The organism is Sphingobacterium wenxiniae, from assembly GCF_900116225.1.
GTDB lineage: Bacteria > Bacteroidota > Bacteroidia > Sphingobacteriales > Sphingobacteriaceae > Sphingobacterium > Sphingobacterium wenxiniae.
In genome coordinates, this window is the sequence record NZ_FOZZ01000011.1 from 1 (window position 1) to 22730 (window position 22730).

The 22730-nt window shown below is 40.3% G+C and carries 17 protein-coding genes; 10 read left to right on the forward strand and 7 right to left on the reverse strand.

What is annotated here, in order from left to right; translation table 11 throughout:
- The first annotated feature begins 213 nt into the window (after positions 1 to 213).
- Positions 214 to 1161 carry a tRNA modification radical SAM protein MnmL/YtqA gene (locus BM375_RS13535; protein WP_093366833.1) on the forward strand — a complete coding sequence of 316 codons (948 nt, stop codon included), beginning with the start codon at positions 214 to 216 and terminating at the stop codon, positions 1159 to 1161.
- A 30-nt stretch (positions 1162 to 1191) separates the two neighbouring features.
- Here BM375_RS13535 and BM375_RS13540 read toward each other — a convergent pair whose 3' ends face one another.
- Together BM375_RS13540 and BM375_RS13545 are read right to left on the reverse strand one after the other, a co-directional pair.
- Positions 1192 to 1656 carry a pyrophosphohydrolase domain-containing protein gene (locus BM375_RS13540; RefSeq protein ID WP_093366835.1) on the reverse strand — a complete coding sequence of 155 codons (465 nt, stop codon included), beginning with the start codon at positions 1654 to 1656 and terminating at the stop codon, positions 1192 to 1194.
- An 84-nt stretch (positions 1657 to 1740) separates the two neighbouring features.
- Complete coding sequence (locus BM375_RS13545) at positions 1741 to 2892, reverse strand: pseudouridine synthase (RefSeq protein WP_093366836.1); 1152 nt, start codon at positions 2890 to 2892, stop codon at positions 1741 to 1743.
- 312 nt (positions 2893 to 3204) lie between these two features.
- Between BM375_RS13545 and BM375_RS13550 the strand changes: the two genes are divergently transcribed.
- The 7 genes from BM375_RS13550 (at position 3205) to BM375_RS13580 (ending at position 9930) form a co-directional block, all read left to right on the forward strand.
- On the forward strand, positions 3205 to 3981 hold the full coding sequence (locus BM375_RS13550) for a lytic transglycosylase domain-containing protein (RefSeq protein ID WP_244525907.1): 777 nt from the start codon (positions 3205 to 3207) through the stop codon (positions 3979 to 3981).
- A 188-nt stretch (positions 3982 to 4169) separates the two neighbouring features.
- Complete coding sequence (gene ccoN / locus BM375_RS13555; RefSeq protein ID WP_093366839.1) at positions 4170 to 6287, forward strand: cytochrome-c oxidase, cbb3-type subunit I; 2118 nt, start codon at positions 4170 to 4172, stop codon at positions 6285 to 6287.
- Between the two features lie 15 nt (positions 6288 to 6302).
- Positions 6303 to 6488 carry a hypothetical protein gene (locus BM375_RS13560; RefSeq protein ID WP_093366841.1) on the forward strand — a complete coding sequence of 62 codons (186 nt, stop codon included), beginning with the start codon at positions 6303 to 6305 and terminating at the stop codon, positions 6486 to 6488.
- An 11-nt stretch (positions 6489 to 6499) separates the two neighbouring features.
- Positions 6500 to 7399, forward strand: coding sequence for a cbb3-type cytochrome c oxidase N-terminal domain-containing protein (locus tag BM375_RS13565; RefSeq protein WP_093366842.1), 900 nt, complete (start codon positions 6500 to 6502; stop codon positions 7397 to 7399).
- Positions 7400 to 7412: 13 nt separating this feature from the next.
- Complete coding sequence (ccoG, locus tag BM375_RS13570; protein ID WP_093366844.1) at positions 7413 to 8804, forward strand: cytochrome c oxidase accessory protein CcoG; 1392 nt, start codon at positions 7413 to 7415, stop codon at positions 8802 to 8804.
- 7 nt (positions 8805 to 8811) lie between these two features.
- Positions 8812 to 9234 (forward strand): FixH family protein, encoded by a 423-nt coding sequence (locus BM375_RS13575; RefSeq protein WP_093366846.1) that lies wholly within the window; start codon positions 8812 to 8814, stop codon positions 9232 to 9234.
- 3 nt (positions 9235 to 9237) lie between these two features.
- On the forward strand, positions 9238 to 9930 hold the full coding sequence (locus BM375_RS13580) for a sulfite exporter TauE/SafE family protein (RefSeq protein ID WP_093366847.1): 693 nt from the start codon (positions 9238 to 9240) through the stop codon (positions 9928 to 9930).
- 116 nt (positions 9931 to 10046) lie between these two features.
- Here the strand turns inward: BM375_RS13580 and BM375_RS13585 are convergent, their stop codons facing one another.
- From BM375_RS13585 to BM375_RS13595, 3 genes are all read right to left on the reverse strand, one after another.
- On the reverse strand, positions 10047 to 11501 hold the full coding sequence (locus BM375_RS13585; protein WP_093366849.1) for an efflux transporter outer membrane subunit: 1455 nt from the start codon (positions 11499 to 11501) through the stop codon (positions 10047 to 10049).
- Between the two features lie 3 nt (positions 11502 to 11504).
- On the reverse strand, positions 11505 to 14660 hold the full coding sequence (locus BM375_RS13590) for an efflux RND transporter permease subunit (protein WP_093366850.1): 3156 nt from the start codon (positions 14658 to 14660) through the stop codon (positions 11505 to 11507).
- Between the two features lie 71 nt (positions 14661 to 14731).
- Entirely contained in the window at positions 14732 to 15895 is a 1164-nt protein-coding gene (locus BM375_RS13595) for an efflux RND transporter periplasmic adaptor subunit (RefSeq protein WP_093366852.1), read from the reverse strand.
- A 257-nt stretch (positions 15896 to 16152) separates the two neighbouring features.
- Between BM375_RS13595 and cls the strand changes: the two genes are divergently transcribed.
- Positions 16153 to 17628, forward strand: coding sequence for a cardiolipin synthase (gene cls / locus BM375_RS13600; RefSeq protein ID WP_093366854.1), 1476 nt, complete (start codon positions 16153 to 16155; stop codon positions 17626 to 17628).
- A gap of 142 nt (positions 17629 to 17770) precedes the next feature.
- Positions 17771 to 20491, forward strand: a complete 2721-nt coding sequence (locus BM375_RS13605) for a carboxypeptidase-like regulatory domain-containing protein (protein WP_139227597.1) — start codon at positions 17771 to 17773, stop codon at positions 20489 to 20491.
- A gap of 457 nt (positions 20492 to 20948) precedes the next feature.
- Here BM375_RS13605 and BM375_RS13610 read toward each other — a convergent pair whose 3' ends face one another.
- Together BM375_RS13610 and BM375_RS13615 are read right to left on the reverse strand one after the other, a co-directional pair.
- Entirely contained in the window at positions 20949 to 21785 is an 837-nt protein-coding gene (locus BM375_RS13610; protein WP_212611684.1) for a DMT family transporter, read from the reverse strand.
- Entirely contained in the window at positions 21786 to 22730 is a 945-nt protein-coding gene (locus BM375_RS13615) for a YihY/virulence factor BrkB family protein (RefSeq protein WP_093366857.1), read from the reverse strand.

Here is a 22730-nt window from a genome sequence, read left to right on the forward strand (position 1 = left end):
CCCCCCTGCCGGGCCGATGGTACTGTCCGCCGCGGCGGATGGGAGAGTAGGTCGGTGCCTAATTTTATACGAAAGCCCCTTACAGGAAACTGAAAGGTGCTTTTTTGTTTATAGTCAAACAAATATGGGGTGCTACAATGATGGTAGTCTTACAGGAATAATCTCAATACGCAATACGCTCTACTCAATACTAATTCTTATCTTTGTACCACAATGGCAACAGCATTAGACAGCGGCATAAAACCATATAATCATTATGGTGCTTATTTGAAAGAAAAATATGATGGACAGAAGGTTTTCAAAGTAATTGTTGATGGAAACTTTACCTGTCCTAATAGAGATGGTAGCAAAGGATATGGCGGTTGTACGTACTGCAATGTGGATTCTTTTACACCGGACACAGCCCGTAAAATCCCGTCTATGCGAGAGCAGGTGGAGAATGGAATAGCCAGAGCTCGTAATTCTTACGGCGCAGAAAAGTTTATTATCTATTTCCAGCCCAATACGAATACGTATGCACCTACACATTTACTAAAAATGATGTATGATGAGGCATTAAGTATAGACCCGGAGAACACTTTGGGTTTATCTGTGGGGACACGGCCAGATTGTTTGGATTTTGAGAAAATAGCACTATTGGAGTCTTATACAGATCGTTTTGATGTGGATTTAGAAATGGGGATGGAATCGATATATAATGAGACTTTAGATCGAATCAATCGCGGTTGTTCGCATGATGAGTTTTTATCCACCATGAGGATGTTGGAGAGTACCAAATTGGAGCTCTGTGTACATACAATTTTTGGTTTTCCTTGGGAAACAGAAGAGATGATGTTACGTTATGCTGAGGAAATCAATAAACATCCACATATTAAATTTGTAAAGCTCCATCACTTACATATTGTTGAGGGTTCAATTATGGGAGTAAAATATAAGCGTGAACCTTTTAAGCTGTTTAGTATAGAAGAGTATACTGACTTTTTAGCTAAGTTTATCCCTTTATTACGCCCAGATATTATTATTCAGCGTATTTTTGGGATTGCGGATAAGGAGCTGCTCATTGCGCCAAACTGGGGCTTCCCAAAATCTAAGATTCAAACACAAATTGATAAAGGATTAGAGGAAAGAGGTGTCAAGCAGGGTAGTTTATACGGTATATAAAAATGGCAGGTCTTATCCGCCATTTTTATATTATTTAAGAATCCCTTTTAAGTCAGCAGGAGAATAATTAATGGATTTGAGGGTTTTATCATCTCCTTCTCTATAGACCAAAAATAATCCGTCAATTTCTTTATAGTAAGACTCTACGCCTTTTGTCCGGTAGTGTTCTTGTGTAGCTTTTGCTTCTTCTTCCGTTTTACAAGCTTTGCTCATGTTGGAGCGTTGTACTTCTTCGAATAGTTCGTTGAACTTATCCTTTAAACCAAATTCTAGTACGGCACCGGAAAGAACATACTGTATATCACATAATGCATCGGCTATTTCAACAATATCTTTATTGTCTATGGCTTCTTGTAATTCTTTCAGTTCTTCAGCAATGAGTGATACACGAAGGTTGCAACGTGTTTCTGAAGGGATAGTTGGTTCGTCTAATATAGGGTGCTGGAATGCTTTGTGGAATTCAGCTACTGAAGTTAAGGTTTTTGGATCTGTCATATTGATAATAGTTGTCAGTAGTAAGTATTCTGTAATAAGTTGTCAGGTGTTATTTATCACTGACAACTTACTACTTTCCACTTATTACTTAATAAAATGCTTTAGTTGAATTAATTCACGTTCTTCTAAATATCTCCATCTTCCACGAGGTAAATCTTTTTTGGTAAGGTTGGCATACACAACACGGTCAAGTTTGATAACCTCATATCCCAAAGATTCAAAAATACGTCTTACAATACGGTTTTTCCCGGAATGGATCTGAATACCTACTTCGCGTTTGCTGGCTCCTTGTACATAGCTGATATCATCTGGCTTGATGAATCCGTCTTCCAATTCGATACCAAATTGTATCTTGTTAAAGTCTCCTTGCGTCAGATTTTTGCTGAGTTCTACGTTATATATTTTGCTAATGTTATTGCGAGGATGCGATAATTTATCGGCTAAATTTCCATCGTTGGTTAACAACAAAAGTCCTGTTGTATTTCGATCTAGACGACCTACAGGATAGATACGTTCTTTTGTCGCTTTGGCTACAAGATGCATCACCGTACGACGTTCTTGTGGATCGTCTGTTGTTGTGATATAGTCTTTAGGCTTATTTAATAGGACATAGACCATTTTTTCACGTTTCAAACGCTCTCCATTGTAACGGATTTCATCTTTTGCAGGGTCCACTTTGGTGCCTAGCTCAGTTACGGCTTCTCCATTTACTGAAACTACTCCAGATTGGATAAGTTCATCCGCCTTACGACGGGAACAGATACCTGAGTTGGAGATATAACGATTCAAACGGATTAATCCATCATCTTTTGGCTCTGCTTCAGCGATTTTTTTTCTATTGTTATCTTTGTTAAATGGGCGACGGTCTGATCTGTCAGTAAAACGGGGTCTTTCTGATGAATCCTTTCTGTCGTAATAGCGTTTTTCATCCCTTTTTCCGAAAGGTTTTCCTTCAGAGCGATAGTTGTCTTTATACGGTCTGTCAGAACCGGGCTTCTCTGAACGATTGAATTTTTTATCGTTTCTTTTGTCAAATTTTGCAAAAGCATGATCTGGACGTTTATCAGAGTCCTTGTCAAACTTATTGCTTCCAAATGATTTTCTATCGGATGATTTTCTATCGTTAGCCGACGACGGGCGTTGACTATTGCGACCACTCTTAGATGTGAAGTTTTCGGAGTTACTTCTCTTTCTGGAGTTGTCATCGCGACTGTTCCTTTTATTATTGAATGGCATATTTTTCCAAAATTAAGTTACAAAGATAGGGGTTTTATTTGGTTTTCTAAAATGTTTTTTTGACAGAATGTATTAGTATTAAACCTTTTATAAAGGTGTTGAATCTGGCAAATCACCATCTCTGAGTTTAAGATCTGAAGTTTGTTTTTAACTAAATGTTTGGATGGTAAATAAATACACCTTATATTTGCAGGCTGAAATTTGAACCAAGCTATTTTTGATCAGATTTCAATCTTTTTTCAAGGATTGAGATTGTGTGGATAGATAGCAGTAAGGGAGTGAATGATAAAAAAAAGAGTACTATGTTGTAGTATGCTTTTGTCAGTATTGATTCTGTCAAAGCTTTATTCCAGCACCAAGCCAAAGGCGGAAGAAGATCCGTTGCGTAAGGCACTTTTAGAACAAGTGGAAAAAAGAAAGGCAACCTTAGCGTTGTCGCCCGAGAAACAAAAGGAAGCTTATTACAGCTCCATTACATTTGCCAACGAAGATGTTCCGCTTCACAGTCCTGCTGTAGAAGCTAAATTTGAGAAGTATTTGGCAAGATTTTCCTACCGCAATCAGCAATCTTATGATTTGCATAAAAAAGCTGAAAAGCATCTTCCAAAGATTGCTGCGATTTTGAAATCTCATGGTATTCCTGAAGATTTTAAGTACATCCCGATTATTGAAAGCGATATGAATCCTCAAATCACTTCACATAAGGGGGCTGGGGGCTATTGGCAGTTTATGCCGGCGACAGCCCGTCTTTATGGGTTGAAGGTTAATGGGGCTGTGGATGAGCGTAAAGATTTGACCAAGTCTACACATGCGGCAGCTCGATATCTGAAAAGCCTTTATCAGGAATTTGGAGATTGGACATTGGTAGCTGCGGCTTACAATGTTGGAGGCGGAAGTTTGAAAGGGACAATTCGTCGTCAGGGTGTCAAAGACTATTACAAATTACGCCTTAATCAAGAAACCGGTTCTTATGTATACAAGCTGGTATCGGTAAAGCAAGTGATTGAAAACCCTTATAAACATGGCTACAAGCGCTATGCGCAACAAGAAGATAGCTATCAGAATATCAGTGAACGCAATCTGCTATAAGGGAAAAGGATTTTTTTAAGAGAAAAAAGGAGCTAATTTTAGCTCCTTTTTTCGTTTTATAATGAGTCAATGCTTCTAAAACACAGGTTTTTCTAAATAGTGACTATTGTCACAGTTTCTTAAAGTATGTATCATTATAATGTCATAAATTATTCCTACTTTTACTCAAGAAATCAATTAATAAGAGTATGCAATTAGAGCAATTTAATTACGACAACAAGATTGTGCGCGATTTTGGTATTGCCACAGTTATTTGGGGTTTAGTCGGTATGTCCATCGGTTTGCTGATAGCGACCCAGTTGGTGTGGCCTGAAATGAACTTCTTAACCCAATACACTACTTTCGGTAGAGTTCGTCCAGTACACACTAATGCTGTTATTTTCGCTTTTGTGGGGAACGCCATCTTTATGGGGGTGTATTACTCGTTACAACGGGTATTGAAAGCCAGAATGTTCAGCGATGTGTTGAGTAAAATACATTTTTGGGGCTGGCAATTGGTTATTGTGGCATCTGCTATCACCTTGCCTTTGGGGTTGACTACTTCCCATGAATATGCTGAGATGGAATGGCCAATTGATATCGCTATCGCGGTAATCTGGGTCGTATTCGGTATCAATATGTTTGGAACTATTATCAAACGTCGGGAACGCCATATGTATGTAGCGGTATGGTTTTACATTGCCACATTTGTAACAGTTGCTGTCTTGCATATTGTTAACTCGATTCAGTTGCCTATTGGCTTCTGGAAAAGCTATTATGTATATGCAGGGGTACAGGATGCCTTAGTACAATGGTGGTACGGGCATAATGCGGTGGCATTCTTCCTGACGACACCTTATCTAGGTATGATGTACTATTTCTTGCCTAAAATGGCCAATCGCCCTGTTTATTCTTATAAATTGAGTATCCTGCATTTCTGGTCCTTGATTTTTATCTATATCTGGGCAGGGCCTCACCACCTTCTTTATACTTCGTTGCCATCGTGGGCACAGTCTTTAGGCGTTGTGTTCTCGGTGATGTTGATTGCTCCAAGTTGGGGAGGTATGATCAACGGTTTGTTGACATTGCGTGGTGCCTGGGATAAAGTACGTACAGAACCAATGTTGAAATTCATGGTGGTAGCGCTGACCTGTTACGGTATGGCTACTTTTGAAGGTCCGATGTTGTCTTTGAAACAAGTGAATGCGATTGCCCATTATACGGACTGGATCGTAGCGCACGTACACGTGGGTGCATTAGGATGGAACGGTTTTATGACTTTTGCTATCCTATATTATTTGATTCCTAAAATCTATAAAACAAAGCTTTATTCGCAGAAATTAGCGAATACACACTTCTGGATCGGTACGTTGGGGATCTTGTTTTATGCTATTCCTATGTATTGGGCAGCTGTAGTTCAAGGTTTGATGTGGAAAGAGTTTACTCCAGAAGGAATTTTGAAATACCCGAACTTCCTGGCAACTACTTTGGAAATTCTTCCGATGCACATGATGCGTGCTGCTGGTGGTGCTTTGTATTTGGCAGGGGTTATCATCATGACCTATAACTTAATCAAAACCGTTCGCACGGGTAAATTAGTTGCTAATGAAGCTGCTGAGGCACCTGCTCTGGAACCTGTCGTGGCACGCGAATCTGCTCCGCACCGTCGTTTAGAGCGTAAACCGGTATTGTTTATGGTCTTGGCGTTGATTGCTATCTTGATCGGTGGTATCGTGGAGATGATTCCAACCTTTACTATCAGCAGCAATATCCCTAAGATTGCATCGGTTCAGCCGTATACTGCGCTGGAACTGCAAGGACGTGATTTATATATCCGAGAAGGGTGTGTGAATTGTCACTCGCAGGCTATCCGTCCTTTCCGTTCAGAAACTGCGCGTTATGGCGAATATAGCAAAGCAGGTGAGTATGTTTATGATATGCCACATTTGTGGGGCTCGAAGCGTACAGGGCCGGATTTGCACCGTATAGGTGGCAAATATCCCAACAAATGGCATTTTGATCACATGCTCGATCCGACGATTACTTCTCCGGGAAGTATCATGCCGGCTTATCCTTGGTTGATTGAACAGACATTGGATAACAGTACTTTGGAAGCTAAGATGAAAGCGATGAAAGTATTGGGTGTTCCTTATTCTGAAGAGGCTATTGCAAATTCGTTGGCAGACGCAACCAAGCAGGCTGAAGAAATCACAAAAGATTTGCAGGCGAACCAGGTAGAAGTTGCTTCGGATAGTGAAATCATTGCCATGATTGCTTATTTGCAGCGTTTGGGTAAAGATATCAAAGCAGAAGCTAAGAGTGAATAATAAAACGAAGAGATTATGTTTAAGCAGATAACTAATTTAAATGGTGATGAGATATATCTCATCACCTCCTTATGGATATTCCTTGTATTCTTTGTCCTAGTAGCTTGTATGCTTATCTGGATGAAAAAAGACCATATTGACTATATGAAAGATCTTCCATTTGAAGATGCGGAGAAGGAAACTGAGAAACAATCTGAATAGAAATTGAGATTATGAATATACTATTATTAACAGCAGATACAACAGCGCAAGCGACAAATTGGCTGTCCGGTTCAGGAAATTTATATAGCGATTTGCTTATTGTAGCGCTTATTGTTGTAATGATTGTTCTTTTGTCTACCGCCTTGGTTGTACAGAAAGCAATTAAATCAATTGTTAAATTGACAATGCCAGAGCTTGCAGCTGAGGAAGCTGCTAAAAAATCTAAGAAATTCGACTGGAACGCGCTTTGGAGTAAGATTTTGAGCCTTCGCCCTATCGAGGAGGAGAAAAATATTGAAATCGATCATGAGTATGATGGTATCAAAGAATTAGATAATCCTGTTCCAGGGTGGTTTAATGCACTTTTCTATGGTACTATCGGCTTTGGTATTATCTACCTTTTTATATATCATATTTCGGGTTGGGGATTAAATCAGGATCAGGAATATGTGCGTGAAATGGCACAGGCTGAGAAGGCTAAACAAGAGTATTTGTCACAGGCGGCTAACCTGATTGATGAATCGACTATCGAAATTGATGAGACAGGTATTTTAGCAAATTCTGGTAAATCTATTTTTATTGCCAATTGTGCTGCTTGTCATGGAAATTCCGGTGAAGGTACGATTGGGCCGAACTTGACAGATGACTACTGGTTGCATGGTGGTGATATTAAAGACATCTTTAAAGTCGTAAAATACGGTGTGCCGGATAAGGGTATGGTACCGTGGGAGCAAACACTCTCACCAGGCCAGATTGCTGAGGTAAGTAACTACATCATTACTTTGCGCGGTACAAATCCGGCAAACCCGAAAGCTCCTGAAGGAGAGAAAGTAGTGTATGGCGGAGGAGAGGCAGCAGCGGATGAAACGGACTCCGAAGCAGTGGCAGAAGAGAGCGAAGCAGCGATTTAATTCATAAATTATCATGGGGACAGTAACAGCAAAACATGAAACTAACCAACCTAACACCAAATCGAAAAGAAAATGGATTTATGCCAAAAAACCTGGCGGAAAGTTCTTTCGCGCTCGACAGTGGGTCGGTTATTCGCTGTTACTGTTCTTTTTTATAGCTCCGTTTATTAAAATAAATGGGAATCCGTTCTTGATGTTCAATCTTATCGAACGGAAGTTCTCCATTTTTGGGAACATCTTTTATCCTCAAGATCTCCATATCTTTTTGTTCGGGATGCTGATTATCATGGTCTGTATCTTTCTTTTTACGGTCGTATATGGTCGCGTCTGGTGTGGATGGACTTGCCCGCAGACCATCTTCATGGAGTTGATATTTCGTCGGATTGAATATTTAATTGAGGGCGATTGGCTACAACAGAAAAAACTCAACGAGGGACCGGATTCGGATACTCGGGCATGGAAAAAACTGTTGAAGCATATGATTTTCTTGGCTATATCTTTCTTTATATCCAATATCTTTTTAGCTTATATCATTGGTGCTGATGCGTTATTTAAGATTATGACTGACCCAGTAGATCAACATTTGATAGGCTTTATTTCCATTATCATCTTTACATTAGTCTTTTATGGTGTATTCGCGTATGTGCGTGAGATTGTATGTACGACCATTTGCCCATACGGACGCTTACAGAGTGTACTTTTGGATGATCAATCTATCACAGTTGCATACGATGTGAACAGAGGTGAGCCTCGAGGGAAACAAAGGAAAGGAGAGGAACAGGAGAAAGGAGACTGTGTCGATTGTAATTTGTGTGTGCAGGTTTGTCCAACGGGCATTGATATTCGTGAGGGATTACAGATGGAATGTGTCAGCTGTACGGCATGTATTGATGCTTGTGATGCTGTGATGGAGAAAATCCACAAACCAAAACGTCTAATTGGATTTTATGCAATGGGTGAGATCACGGATAAAGCTAACTATAAGAAAAACAATGTTCGCGCTATTGCATACTCTGGGGTATTGGTTATTTTAATGACGATATTTGGGTTTATGATTTTTAATCGATCGGAGATTGGGGGCAGTGTGTTGCGTGCAAAAGGCAGTACGTATCAGGTGCGTGAAGACGGCACCGTAAGCAACCTCTATACAATGGAGCTGATTAATAAATCGGGTAAGGATATGCCTTTTGACTTGAAGAGTGTAGATGAGAATCTGAAATTGGAGTTTGTGAATCATATCCATGATTTGAAAAAGGACGGCACGGCGACCATTAGTTTCTTCCTAGTGGCGCCGAAAGATTATGTCAAATCGTATAAAACGGATGTAGAAGTGAAGATTATGTCGGGGGACAAAGTAAAGCGGACATTAGAAACGACATTTATAGCACCTGTGGCAAAAAAATAAAAAAGAGATGAATTGGGGAGTTAAAATCATTGTGGGGCTTGCGGCTTTTATTATTTTTATTGTTGGTTCCGGAATTTATATGGTTACGAAAAATACGGATACATTGGAGGAGGATGACTACTATGAAAAAAGTCTGACCTACGATGATGTCTATAACCGTAAGCAGAATTTATTGGACGATGCTGCTAAACCTGCTATTAAAATACAACAAGATACGTTGTATATCTTGTTTAAGAGTAATGTAAATAAAGGCGAATTACAATTTAAGCGCCCTTCAGATGCAAGTTTAGATATCACCTTACCATTTGCAACGACTTCTAGGCAATTTCAGCTACCTGTGTCGACCTTTAAACGTGGCAACTGGAAATTGGATATTAATTGGGAAGGTGATGGAAAAGCTTATCTATCCCAGCACAGTTTATTTTTTTAGTGTATGACGTATCATTACCTGGCATTTTTTATTGGGCTTTTCGGAAGTCTTCATTGCGCGGTAATGTGCGGCCCGTTATTGGTAGCCCTATCCGGTAATCAACCTTTTTCATGGCAACAGTTTTTACAGAAGATTATTTATCAAAGCGGACGTATTCTTACTTATGGTTTGTTGGGGTTGCTTTTGGGTATTTTTGGTAATGTGGCTACTGTGCAAGGCTGGCAACAGAACTTTAGCCTTTTTATAGGTGTGATCCTGTTCTTAATAGGTGTGTTCTATCTGTTCGGGAAACAATCGCAGGCTTTAGCCAGCTTTCAGACCAAGGCTATTCAGCCTTTTGCCAAATATATGGGGCGCTGGCTTTATAGGCCCGGAGGAGCTTTTGTAGCAGGTATTCTGAACGGTATTTTGCCTTGTGGTATGGTTTATATGGCGATTGCTTCGGCGATGAATGCGGATTCCTTAACCAACAGCTTTCTCTTTATGGTTTTGTTTGGCTTAGGTACATTGCCTTTGCTCTTAGTTTTTTCTTTTGTGGGCTCTTTTCCCAAATCGATATTTAAACGGGGTTTTGCCAAAGTGATGCCGTTTTTGTATTTGATTATGGGTATCTGGTTTATTTTGCGTGGAGCAAATTTGGACATTCCTTATCTGAGTCCTTTACTTCATGTTGAGGGGGCAATAAACTGTATGTAAAAGATAAAAACGCGTCATTGCGCGGAGCATAGCGACAAAGCAATCTGCGTTTTTGTTGTCACCAGATTGCTTTGTCGTCATTCTTCCTCCGTGCAATGACGGTGACAACTTACTTTTTAATTCCAACCACCGCCCAAGGCGCGATACAAATCAACATAGGCATCCAATTGCCTCTGTTGAATATCGACCAGAGCCAGTTCACTTTGTAGGGCATTACTTTGTGCGGTGATGACCTCTAAGTAGGTAGCGTATCCGCTACGGAAAAGCAGAGAGGCATTTTTTACGGCGAGCTCGGAGTTGGATACCCGCTTTTTCGCTAAATCCAACTGTTCTTTTTGCTTTTCTACCACAATAATAGCGTCCGATACTTCGCCAACAGCTTCCATAACCGTCTGCTGAAGCTGTAGTTCAGCTTTTTCTCGCTCTAACTTAGCAATTTCATACTGTGTTTTTAGTTTCTTATTCTTGAATACCGGTGCGGAAATCTGTCCGGCAAAACCACCTAATAATGCTCCGGGAATATTAAACCAGTTCTTGGGCAGCATAGCGTTCACGCCAAAAACTCCATCCAAGGAAACTTGCGGATAGCGCATAATCTGCTTGATATTCATTTCTGCATTGGCAGCAATGAGGTTGTATTCTGACCTTTTGATATCTGGTCTGTTGCGGACAATATCCATAGGTGTACCCATGGAAATATTCGAGTTATCCATCATCAGATTGTCTGTGTGGTGTCCTCTTTCCACTGAAGAAGGCATTTCACCGATAAGCGTGCGCAAAGCATTCTCTTGTAGGGCTATTTCTTTTTCTAATCCAGGTATCAGGGAAGCGGCCAATAAACGCTGCGACTCGGTCTGTTGAATAGCGAGTGCTGTAATCTCGCCAGCATCAAATTGTAGGCGGATGATGTTTAATGTGCTGTCATTCAGCCTTAAATTTCTTTTGGCTACTTCGATTTGTGCATCTAGCATCAAGAGGTTAAAATAACCAGAAGCAATGTCCGCAATTAGTTTGGTCTGTATGGCAGTTCGTGCTTCGTAAGTATCAAGCAGATCGGCTTGTAAAATGTCCTGCTGTTGTGCTATTCGTCCCCAAATATCCAACTCCCAGCTGAAAGACAATCCCGAGGAATGTTGGGATTGGTAGTTATACATGTTTTCTGGTGCATCTTTACCATTATACCATTTTGAAGAAGGATTGGAATAGAAATCCCGTGAACGATATTGCTTGTTGATTGTCGCTATATTTGCATCAACAGATGGTAGATATTCTAATTTGTTGATGCGTAGGCTTTTATTTGCTATCTCGATATTTTTAAGGGCAGTCCGCATATCGTAATTGTATTGTAAGCCGCTGTCAATCAGAGCCAGTAGAACAGGATCCTTGAAAAATTCACGCCAAGATATTTGGCCTAACTGCGTGGTGTCCCTATCGAAAGTCATGGTATCGCCTCTAAAATCTTCTGGCAGATGCAGGTCTGGTTGCACATATTTTTGTCCAACCTTACAGGCACTGATAGAGATTAAGAGGGTTACAATGATTAAAAATTGTTTTATATTGATATACTTCATCTGTTAATCTTCTGATTTAAATTTATGTTTCACCTTTTCATCCAGTGTTTTGAAAACAATGAAAAGCACAGGAATAATGAACACACCAAAAATAACGCCAGACAGCATCCCCCCAGCAGCACTGAAACTGATAGAATGGTTACCTATGGCAGAAGGGCCTACTGTCCACATCAACGGAATCAATCCTGCTACAAAGGCTAGTGATGTCATCAGGATAGGTCGAAGGCGGAGTTTTGCGCCGGCAATGGCTGCATTGAAAATGCTCAAGCCTTTCTCTCGTTGCTGCACACCAAATTCTACAATCAGAATAGCATTTTTGGCCAGCAATCCAATCAACATGATCAATCCTACCTGCACGTAAATATTGTTTTCTAATCCGACAAGATTCACCGTAGCAAATACACCGATCAAACCTACAGGTACAGATAGTAATACGGCCCATGGTAAGATATAGCTTTCGTATTGTGCGGAGAGTAAAAAATAGACGAACAATATACTCAATCCAAATATCAGTATAGTTTGTGTCCCTGTTTTGCTTTCTTCAAATGACATTCCCGTCCATTCATACCCATAGTTTGCAGGTAATTCTCTCTCAGCAAGCTGGGCAATGGCTTCCATGGCATCTCCTGTACTGTAACCGTTGGCAGGAGTGGCATTTACCGATATTGCATTATAGAGGTTATACCGTGAAATAGTTTCTGGCCCGACGACCTTTTTCAAAGTCATAAGAGTTCCTACAGGAACCATTTCACCGGCTTTGTTGCGGACAAAGATAGAGTTGAGCGATTCTGGATCGGTACGATGGTCAAAATCTGACTGCATGAATACACGGTAAGTCCGACCAAACCGATTGAAGTCACCAGCACGAACCCGTGCAAAATACATCCGTATCGTGTTCATCATATCCTTAATGTCTACACCAAGGCTTTTGGCTTTTACCACGTCGATTTCTGCCTCGTATTGCGGGAAATTGGATTTGAAAGAGGTATAAGCATTACTGATTTCAGGAAGTTCATTGATTTGATTAATGAACGTGTCTGCTACTATGTCGAAATCACGAATATCCCCCCCTAATCTATCTTGGAGTACCAATTCTACCCCTGCGATATCCCCAAATCCTTGAACTGTAGGCCTCGGGAATACCTTAAAAGTAGCTTCATTGATTGTTGAGAGGTCTCTACGGATAGTGTCCATGAAAGCTTCGATGGACTTGATATGGGTCCGTTCGTTGTGAGGTTTCATATTGATATAGCCAGCGGCAAATGCTGGACTGGAACCTCCGTCAATGACATTGAATCCGGAAACGGTTGTCATCCCTGCGATATCTTCTCTTTTCTTGAGAATGCTGTCTGCTTTTCGTAATACCTCTGTCGTACGTGATAAGGAAGCCCCTGGAGGCATTGCCAAAGAGTAAGTGATAAAACTATCATCTTCTGTAGGGATAAAACTTTTAGGTGTTTTTATCATTAGGAAAACTCCGATGGCTGTAATAATCGCCAATCCTGAAAATGCGACTGTTTTGTTCCCGATAAGATATTTTACACTGGAAATATACTTGCCTGTCATACGGTCAAAAGATGTATTGAAAGCTTTGAAGAATCGGGTCTTGTACCGATTGAAGGTGTTCATCTTTCGTTCTTCTTCTTGATCATGAGGTTTGACAGGTTTCAGCAATAAAGCACATAGGGCAGGGGAAAGGGTCAAGGCATTCAAAGCCGAGATTAAGATAGCGGTAGCCAATGTATAAGCAAATTGTTGATAGAAAATACCAGCAGGACCTTCCATAAAACCTACAGGCAAAAATACGGCAGCCATAACCATGGTTATAGATAGGATGGCTCCTGTGATTTCTGACATCGTTTGCAAAGTTGCTTCCTTGGCACGCATACCCGTATCGTGCATCTTTTGGTGAATTGCTTCCACGACGACGATGGCATCATCAACTACAATTCCGATAGCCAATACCAAAGCGAACATGGTCAGTACGTTAAGTGAAAAACCAAACAAGCTGAGGAAGAAGAATGTACCGATCAGAGATACAGGAATAGCGATAGCGGGGATTAGTGTTGACCGAAAATCCTGTAAGAAGATAAATACGATAATGAAAACCAATATGAAAGCTTCGAAAAGCGTGTGTTTTACCTGATTAATTGACTCATCGATTTGGTCACGAACACTATAGGAAATGTCATAGTGTACACCCTCGGGAAAGGCTTTAGACAGTTCCTGTAGCACATCCCGGACTTCTACGTCTATTTGATGGGCATTGGAGCCGCTGGTTTGTGTAAGATTAAGTGTGAGCCCAGGAAAACCATTCACTTTGTTATCACTGCCCAAATTGGTAGCACCAAATTCGATTCGTGCAATATCTTTGAGGTAAAGTACCGACCCATCCCTATTGGTCTTGATAACCATGTTTTCAAACTCCTCGGGTTTAGAAAAGCGACCTTTATGCTTGATAACGGTTTCAAATGCCTCGTCAGAAGTCTCCCCAAATTTACCTGGAGCGATTTCAAAATTTTGGTCGTTTAGCGATTTAACGACATCTTGAGGGATGAGGTTGTAGACTGCCAATTTTTCTGGGTTCAGCCATACGCGCATAGAATAATCGCGGGCTCCGACACGTGAAACCTGAGCAACACCATCAATACGCAGAAGAGGACGTATCATGTTGATTTGTGCGTACGCCTGCAGGAAAGTTTCGTCATATATGGAATCTTTATGGCTGGAGTACAGGTTAATGGTCATGATTGTACCTGTCTGGCGCGGCTGAACCGTGATACCGTTATCGTTTACTTCCGAAGGGATGTTACTTACCGCTTTGGAAATCCGGGTTTGTACATTTACAGAAGCAATATCAGGGTTTGTACCTGTTTTGAAGAATACCTGTACAGTTCCTGAACCTGAGTTGGTTGAAGAGGATTTGATATACATCATGTCTTCTACACCGTTGATGGCCTCCTCAATGGGGAGGAGCACACTTTCCGCTACAGTTTCTGCATTCGCGCCAGGATAACTCAGCGAGACCACCACACTTGGTGGTGCGATTTCTGGAAATCGGGTAATAGGCAAGGTCTTTAATCCAACAAGTCCTAAGATGACGAGGATTAAGGACACTACAGTGGCTAAAACAGGCCTGTTTATGAATGTTTTTAACATGAAATGCGTTTTAATATGAATAGAAAGCCAATATATAACCCACAGTTTTTCAGTGGGCTATAATAATGAACTTATTGTGGGATGGGGGTTACCGATGAGCCATCCGTTATTTTATCAAGACCAGACAGTAATACACGGTCGCCGATGTTCAAACCGGATGACACGATATAATTGTCCTTGCTCTTGCCTTTGATGGTGATAGAACGACGTTCTACCTTATTATTCTCGTTCAGTACATAGACAAAAGTACGGTCTTGGAGCTCACTGGTTGCTACTTGAGGAATCTGGATTACCCCTCTTCTGACTTCAGAAATTTTCAATGTTCCTGTACTACCGTTCCGTAAGATGTTGTCATCATTAGGGAATGATGCGCGGAGTGAGATAGAGCCTGTCGTACGATCTACTTGTCCATTGATAGCATCTACCATACCTCTTTTATTGTACTCCTCGCCATCGGCCAAAATCAATGTGGCTTCTGGGAAGGTTAGATGGTTTTTCGGATTGCTGATACCGCGAAGGCTATCTTCTTTCGCTTGCACTTTAGAGAAATACAGGAAATCGGATTCATTCATGGCAAAATACACATACACCTCCTGTACATCTGATAAGACTGTTAAAGGTTCTTTGTCGCCTTTGGTCACTAGGTTACCTATACGTTTAGGGATACGGCCGATATAACCGCTCACTGGAGCTGTTATAACTGTGAAACCCCGGTTGATCTGTGCACTGCGCACCGCTGCGGTTGCTTGGTCGAGGGAAGCTTTAGCTACATCATAGTCGGATTTAACAGACTGAAGTCTCACATCTGAAATGACATCATTCTCGACCAATGGCTTTAAACGCTCAACCTCTAGACTGGCATTTTCCAATTTAGCTTTTGCCACGTTCTGGTTGGCTACGGCATTGTTTAAAACCTCCTGGTAAGCAGAAGCGTCAACTTTGAATAGTTTCTGCCCCTTTTCGACAAAAGTTCCCTCGTCGACATAAATTTCCTGTAATATACCTTCCACCTGTGGACGAATTTCCACATTGACTTTACCTTCGATAGTTCCTAAATAAGTCTTTACTGTGGTAGCACTGCTGGTGTCAACCTGATAGACAGGTAGCGCTATCGGTTTGCTGTTTAATTCTTTTTCTTCGGATTTTCCATTAAAACAGCTTGATAGTGAGGTGGTTCCCAATAGCAAGGCTAATGCATAGAATAATGGTTTTGAATAAGTTCTTTTAAATTTCATTATCAACATATAATCTCATTATTATCTTTCAATTGTAACGGATTGGTTACGAATTGTTGCAAGTATAACGTAATCTTATTAAAAATCGTTTGTCGTTTAACAAAGTTTAACGCATTAATTTGATTAGTTACCTAGATGTTTAATTGTGTAACCGTTTATTTGGTTAATCGTCGAATTGACAGATTTTATATCGCTGCTTTAAAATTATTGGTATCTTAGTAGAGACGCAAAATCTTGTGTCCCCACTACTTGAGAAAATGGAATACTTACATGTCATCTTAGAATTTATCAAAACATGGTACTGGATACCTATTTTGCTGCTATATATCGGTGTAATTGGTGCGATCTTGATTGAGAACCGTAATCCAGCGAAAACCATATCCTGGATTATGGTGATTGTCTTTCTTCCTGTTATTGGGATGTTACTGTATTATTTTTTCGGACAGAAGTACAACAAGATAAGGCGAATAAAACGGACAACCGATGCACAGACAACCCGACTGCAAGCTGAATGGAAACGCTTAGAACCTTATATGGAGAAAGATCTGGAGTTGATTTCTGAGAAGATCGGAGGGCTCTATAGGGTGCATGGCTTTCTAAAGAATGAACGTCTTTCCTCGCCTACTGTAGGTAATCGGGTAAAACTGCTAAACAACGGTGAAGAAAAATTCAAAGATATGCTTGTCGATTTGCGTAGCGCTACGCATTCCATACATATGGAATATTATATCTTCGAATTGGATCAGATCGGTAAGGAAATATTGGAGATTTTGGAAGAAAAGGCAACAAATGGTGTTCATGTTCGTTTGCTATTGGATAGTCTGGGTTCATCTAAGGTGGTGAAATATTTGACTAGGAAGAAAGATTCGAAAATAGATTTTCGTCCATTTCTACCGGTAACGTTTACTTCTCTAGCGAATAGTAATTACCGTAATCATAGGAAAATTGCAGTGATTGATAGTGAAGTCGCTTATATTGGTGGGATTAATATATCGGACAGGTATATCAATGAACCTAAAAGAAATAATCTGGTCTTTTGGCGTGATACATCGGTAAGGATAGAAGGTGCAGCGGTGAATATGTTACAGATAAGTTTTTGGAATTCCTGGGATATCGCTGATGGAACTCCCTACATGTTGGAGGAGGGCTATCTGCGGAATACTGTTCGAGATTATCGTGTAGGAGATGCTGCTGTTTCATTGGTGTCCAGTGATCCAGGATCGACCGGGCCGTATAATATGGAAGCTATCTTGGTGGCAATAGGAGAAGCCGAAAAGAAAATACAGTTGGTTACACCGTATTATGTGCCCAGTGATGAATTGTCAACAGCACTTAAAGTTGCGGCTGCTACAGGCATTGAAGTTGAATTGATGTTGCCTGAGGCATCGGATTCGTATATCGTTCAGCATGCTAGTCTTTCCTTTGTTAGGCCTTTATTGGAGCGTGGAGTGAAAGTTTATTTCTATAAAAAAGGGTTTGTACATGCGAAAACTATTACCATTGATGGAAAGCTGTCTTTCATTGGTACAGTTAATCTGGATATACGCAGTTTTTATATCAACTATGAAGTCGCAGCAGTCATCTCAGACGAAATTTTATGTGGCCAAATGGTAGAGCGATTTGAATTGGATAAGGCTGATAGTGAATTGATGACACTCGAAGAGTGGAAGAAACGGCCAAGCTGGAAAAGAAGTCTTGACTCACTTTGTCGATTATTGGCACCGCTACTTTAGAAGCCAATTGTTAAGAAACAGTCGGTTCGTCATTCATGTGTAGGTATTGGTTTCGTTGTCTTTAGTTATTAATGAACGTTAAACTTCTTTCCAATTGTGATAAAAATCAATATATTTAGCTTCTTGAAAATCTATTATATTGATGAAGAAACAATTTTTCTATTTATTTGTCCTTTCCTTGTTGTTGGTTGCCAATGGTTTGCATGCACAACAGAAGCCAGCTATTCCTATTAACAATGTCGTAGAAAAAGTACAGCAGTATTTTGGAGGGTATCCTGTTGAAAAAGTACACCTACATTTTGATAAACCCTATTATGCGGTAGGTGATACACTTTGGTTTAAAACGTATATGCACCATAATCTGTTTGATTATGACCCGAGCAAGATTGTGTATGTGGAAGTGCTGAACAGTAAAGATTCTTTGATTCAGACTTTGCGTATCCCTTTAAAAGATAATGCAGGAAATGGACATCTTGTTCTTGATCCACAGTTTGTATCACAGGATAACTACAGATTCCGTGCATACACGAAATGGATGGCAAATTTTGATAACAGTTATTTCTTTAACAAAATTGTGCCAGTGGGCGATGCGATCAATAAAAAATTGGGTGCCGAAATTGTCTTCACCCCAGAAGGAGGTACAAAAACCAAAGCAACAGTACAGTTTCGCGATCGTCAAGGAAACCTATTGAGCCGGAGAAAATTGAGTTGGGAGGCTATTGACGGTTGGGATCCGTTTGATAAAGGTAAGGCTGAGACGGACGATATGGGACGCATACAGATTAATCTGAATATCAAAAATCCGGAATATATAAAAAAAGGTCGCCTTAATGTGAAAATTGATGGCGATAAGTTAGAACCTGCCGTGGAAGGTAGTTATTCCCTACAGCATGCTTTGTGGGATGCAGATGTGCAGTTCTTTCCAGAAGGAGGTGATTTATTGGCAGGTGTGCCGAAAAAATTGGCCTTTAAGGCACTTAGTACGCAGGGGAGAGGATTGCGTATAAAAGGAAAGATTCTTGATAGCAAAAAGAAAGAAGTTGCCGAGTTTGCCGATTTGGGCTTAGGTATGGGGGCAATTACTTTTATTCCGGTTGCTGGCGAAAAATATAAAGCAACAGTTACATTCGAAAATGGCGAACAACGCAGTTATGACCTTCCGGAAGTTAAAGAAGAAGGGATAAATGTGGTGTTGGCAAAAGAGGATGGTCCGCAATTCCAATTAGGATTGGTAGCTAGCGAAGCATTCTATCAGAAAATGTCCAATCAACCGTTTTATGTGCTCGGACAATCCAATGGTTATTTGGTCTACGCTGCGCAAGCTACTTTAAAGAATGCTTCCGTTGTGGTCAATATACCAAAAGATAAACTGCCGAACGGAATTGTACAGATTACCGTTATGCAGTCTGATGGCACACCTTTGAGCGAAAGACTCGTGTTCAATGATGCACAAGCACTGTTGCCAATTGCTGTTAAAACAGACAAAACAGATTATAGCCGTAAAGAGGTAGTAAAATTATCCATTAACGTACCTTCTGCAGATTCACTAAAATCTAATTATTCTGTAGCAGTCATTGATGAAGTAAAAGTGCCGCATGATGACGATCAAGATTTAGGTATCTTGGGCAATTACCTCCTAACATCGGATCTGACAGGGTATATAGAGTCTCCCAATTATTATTTTAACCCAAAACATGAAAACCGTCGAGAAGCCTTGGACGCGTTATTGATGACGCAAGGATTTAGACGTTTCTCTTATACGGATTTGTTGGCAGAGAAATTTCCACAAGTGCAGTTTCTGCCGGAGCAGGGGATTACCCTTTCAGGAACATTGCGGTTGAATACTGGGCGTACGGTGCCTAATGGCGGTCTGTTACTTTCCATTCCTTCGCGCAATATTCGAAAGGACGCTTATACGGATCCACAGGGAAGGTTTGTGTTTGAGAATTTGGTGTTTCCGGACTCCTCTAAAGCAACAGTAAGTGCACGTGGCAATGCGAATTTCAGAGAATTGGTTATCTATATGGATCAGACCTATTTTCCAGCTATAGATCAAGGAAATCCTTATGCGCGTAATAATGTGCAGAATATAGATGCGGATATGAAAAATTACCTTACGAACAGTAAGAGTGAATACCGTTCTTCAGTCTTGATTGATGAGATTGAAGTGACTGGAGTACAACGGAAACAGGTAACCAGTAAGGAGTTTTCTGCTCTGTCTGGTTTGTCTATGCCCGAACATCGTATCGAAGCTAACAGAATATCAGGTTGTAACGTACTGACCATGTGCCTGAACACATTGCTCACCGGTATTACCTATGATACGCAAACACTGAAATACTATGTGAGCCGAAACTATAACCAAGGAAGCCGTGTTCCTGTGCAGTTTTTCTTGAATGGTATGCCTATTGACGAACCATCGTTGAATTCCATTATACCATCTGAAATTGAGGCTATTGAAATTTTTCTGCGGGATGACTTAGGGACGGTAAGCCGTATGTACCAAAACGATGGTGTGGTGTCTATCATGACGAAAAAGAACGAACAAAAATCACAACCACGTATGTCTTTGGCAGAGATTGAAAGCTTGCTGCCGAAAACAAATGTTATTGACATGATGCCTTTAGGTTATGTGAAAGAACGAAAATTCTATATGCCGAAGTACGATACGCCAGAAAGTAAAAATACGAACGATTATCGTACAACTGTTTATTGGAACCCGGACGTCACATTGGATGAAACAGGTAATGCCACTTTGAATTTCTATAATGCTGACGGAAATGGAAAATACAAAATCGTGGTGGAGGGACAGGATGAATCTGGTAATATAGGTAGACAGATCTATTACTATAATGTGAAATAATGCGGATGAAAACTCGTTGAAAAAACCCAAGACTCCTTGTCTTGGGTTTTTTTGTTAAATAATGATTGGTTGTGTAATGTGGGCTTCTAAAGTTTTAACAATGACTTGTTGGGATAGGGGACAATAAATATGGTTGTAATGAAATAATTAAAATCAAAAAAAATGTTATTTTGTTAACAACTTATTGTTTTTAATGATAAATTTGTATGCAATGCCAGTTGTAGATAGCGGTTTCTTAATAATGGTGACTGAGAGAGGGAAGAAGTCTTAAAAGAAAACAAAATCTAAAAAAATATTATAATTATATCTGGAAAAGTATTTTTCCGTGTAGGAAGAATGTTCGTCCTTGATATAAGTTAGTGGCGCATGGATACCGTTGGGGTTAAAGATTGTTTCATGTTGTTTAGTGATGCCTTTTTAGCAGTCCGTTTTTTCGGACTGCTGAGAGGTGTTATTTTTAATCTTTGGTTCGTACCCGTAGGTTGAGTATAACACTGAGGATAATAATGCCAATACCTATAAAAGAATAGACGTTCAGCATCTCATCAAATAGAAAATAGCCAAAAAGAATAGCGTATATAACTCCTAAATAGTTTAAGCTTGCGACTTTGGATAAATTGGCTTGTTGATAGGATAAGGTCATGTAATATTGAGCACATTGTGTGAATAATCCTATAAGCAACAGATAGAGCCAATCTACACCAATCGGTTGTTGCCAGTGGAAAAGACAGTAGATGCCTACGACTGGAATCGTGACCAATGGAAAATAGAAAATAATGACCAGCGGATGTTCCGAGGTTTTGAGCTTAGCAATTATATTATAAGCTACTCCTGCGAAGAGTGCAGCAGAAAGACCTACAATAAGGTGTAAAGTCGATATGCGTGTATCAAAGCCTTTCAATAGCCATACCCCTGCTATAGCCAGAAGAAAATAAATGTATTGTTGTGGTCGAAGTTTTTGTCCGACGATAAAAATACCCAATATAGCGGTAAAAAACGGAGAAAGATAATTGATGGTAACTGCTGATGCTAAGGGGATATTCTGCAAGGTGTAGAAAGAACCTATCAGTCCCAGACAACCGGCAATGCCTCTTAGCGTTAATAACTTCTTGTTATTACCCAATATCGGGATGCGCTGTTGTCGAAGTATGGCATAGGAAGCTATGAGGCTGAAAATCGAACGGAAGAATACAACTTCCAAAGTTGGGAGATGCGCAACATATTTTACACATACATTCATCAAGGCAAAGAACAGCCCTGCCAACAGCATATAAAGAACACTCTTCTGCTGCACTTATTCTACTTCTTTTATCTCTATCATTACTGCATAAGACCGAGGTTGGATTCCATTGCCATATTTAATGGCATACTGTTTCGTAAACTCGGCCCCAAAATAGAGAATAGCGGCTGAATAGTAGACAAAACTCAATAAAATGATGATTGACCCCGCTGCGCCGAAAGAACTTGCTGTAGCATTGGAAGAGAGGTACCAAGAAATAAGGTATTTACCCAAAGAAAAAAGCAATGATGTGAAAACTGCTCCCCATACGACATCCCGGAAGCGAACTTTAGCATCCGGTAAGAAGGCAAAGATACAGGCGAACAAAGTTGTTATGATTAAAAAGGATACACCGGTGTTGATGAGGTCAATCATCTGCAGGTTGATGTTGGGAATATATTCACCTAAGAAATCTCCAACTTTGCCCATTAAAAGGCTGATGATACTGCTCAAGACTAACGAAACCATGAGTAGGAATCCGAGTCCTATAATCATAGAGAAAGACAGTAAACGATCAATAACGATTTTGAGCCAACCTTTTTTCGGCTTAACCTTAATTTGCCAGATTTCATTAATCGAATTCTGTATGTCCACAAAGATAGTGGTCGACGAAAAGATAAGTGTACCAATACCAATATAGAGACCTATGCTGTTTTTACTTTCAAGTGATATTTTCTGGATAGCGGCATCAAGCAGACCTGTGATATCTGGCCCGAGCAGTTCATACAGATCAGCCATGATCTCGTTTCGCGCACCGCCAGTGTCATCAAGCTGATTGCCATAAAAAAAACCTAATGCCCAAATGAGTATCAAAATCAGAGGCCCAATAGAGAATACGGTGTAATATGCCAAAGAAGCACTTTTTTTAAGGCATTTATCTTCCATGAAATCATTGAACGTTGCGTACAACAACAAGCCAAATCCTTTTATTTTTTGCCAAAGTGTTTCTTTTTTCTCCAT

Excerpts from the sequence above, each read along its gene's own strand:
- BM375_RS13580 (WP_093366847.1), top strand. The coding sequence starts at position 9,238 with ATGACGTATCATTACCTGGCATTTTTTATTGGGCTTTTCGGAAGTCTT.
- BM375_RS13575 (WP_093366846.1), top strand. The coding sequence starts at position 8,812 with ATGAATTGGGGAGTTAAAATCATTGTGGGGCTTGCGGCTTTTATTATT.
- BM375_RS13565 (WP_093366842.1), top strand. The coding sequence starts at position 6,500 with ATGAATATACTATTATTAACAGCAGATACAACAGCGCAAGCGACAAAT.
- ccoN (WP_093366839.1), top strand. The coding sequence starts at position 4,170 with ATGCAATTAGAGCAATTTAATTACGACAACAAGATTGTGCGCGATTTT.
- BM375_RS13540 (WP_093366835.1), bottom strand. The coding sequence starts at position 1,656 with ATGACAGATCCAAAAACCTTAACTTCAGTAGCTGAATTCCACAAAGCA.
- BM375_RS13615 (WP_093366857.1), bottom strand. The coding sequence starts at position 22,730 with ATGGAGAAAAAAGAAACACTTTGGCAAAAAATAAAAGGATTTGGCTTG.
- ccoG (WP_093366844.1), top strand. The coding sequence starts at position 7,413 with ATGGGGACAGTAACAGCAAAACATGAAACTAACCAACCTAACACCAAA.
- BM375_RS13545 (WP_093366836.1), bottom strand. The coding sequence starts at position 2,892 with ATGCCATTCAATAATAAAAGGAACAGTCGCGATGACAACTCCAGAAAG.
- BM375_RS13595 (WP_093366852.1), bottom strand. The coding sequence starts at position 15,895 with ATGAAATTTAAAAGAACTTATTCAAAACCATTATTCTATGCATTAGCC.
- BM375_RS13590 (WP_093366850.1), bottom strand. The coding sequence starts at position 14,660 with ATGTTAAAAACATTCATAAACAGGCCTGTTTTAGCCACTGTAGTGTCC.
- BM375_RS13560 (WP_093366841.1), top strand. The coding sequence starts at position 6,303 with ATGTTTAAGCAGATAACTAATTTAAATGGTGATGAGATATATCTCATC.
- BM375_RS13605 (WP_139227597.1), top strand. The coding sequence starts at position 17,771 with ATGAAGAAACAATTTTTCTATTTATTTGTCCTTTCCTTGTTGTTGGTT.
- BM375_RS13535 (WP_093366833.1), top strand. The coding sequence starts at position 214 with ATGGCAACAGCATTAGACAGCGGCATAAAACCATATAATCATTATGGT.
- cls (WP_093366854.1), top strand. The coding sequence starts at position 16,153 with ATGGAATACTTACATGTCATCTTAGAATTTATCAAAACATGGTACTGG.
- BM375_RS13550 (WP_244525907.1), top strand. The coding sequence starts at position 3,205 with ATGCTTTTGTCAGTATTGATTCTGTCAAAGCTTTATTCCAGCACCAAG.
- BM375_RS13585 (WP_093366849.1), bottom strand. The coding sequence starts at position 11,501 with ATGAAGTATATCAATATAAAACAATTTTTAATCATTGTAACCCTCTTA.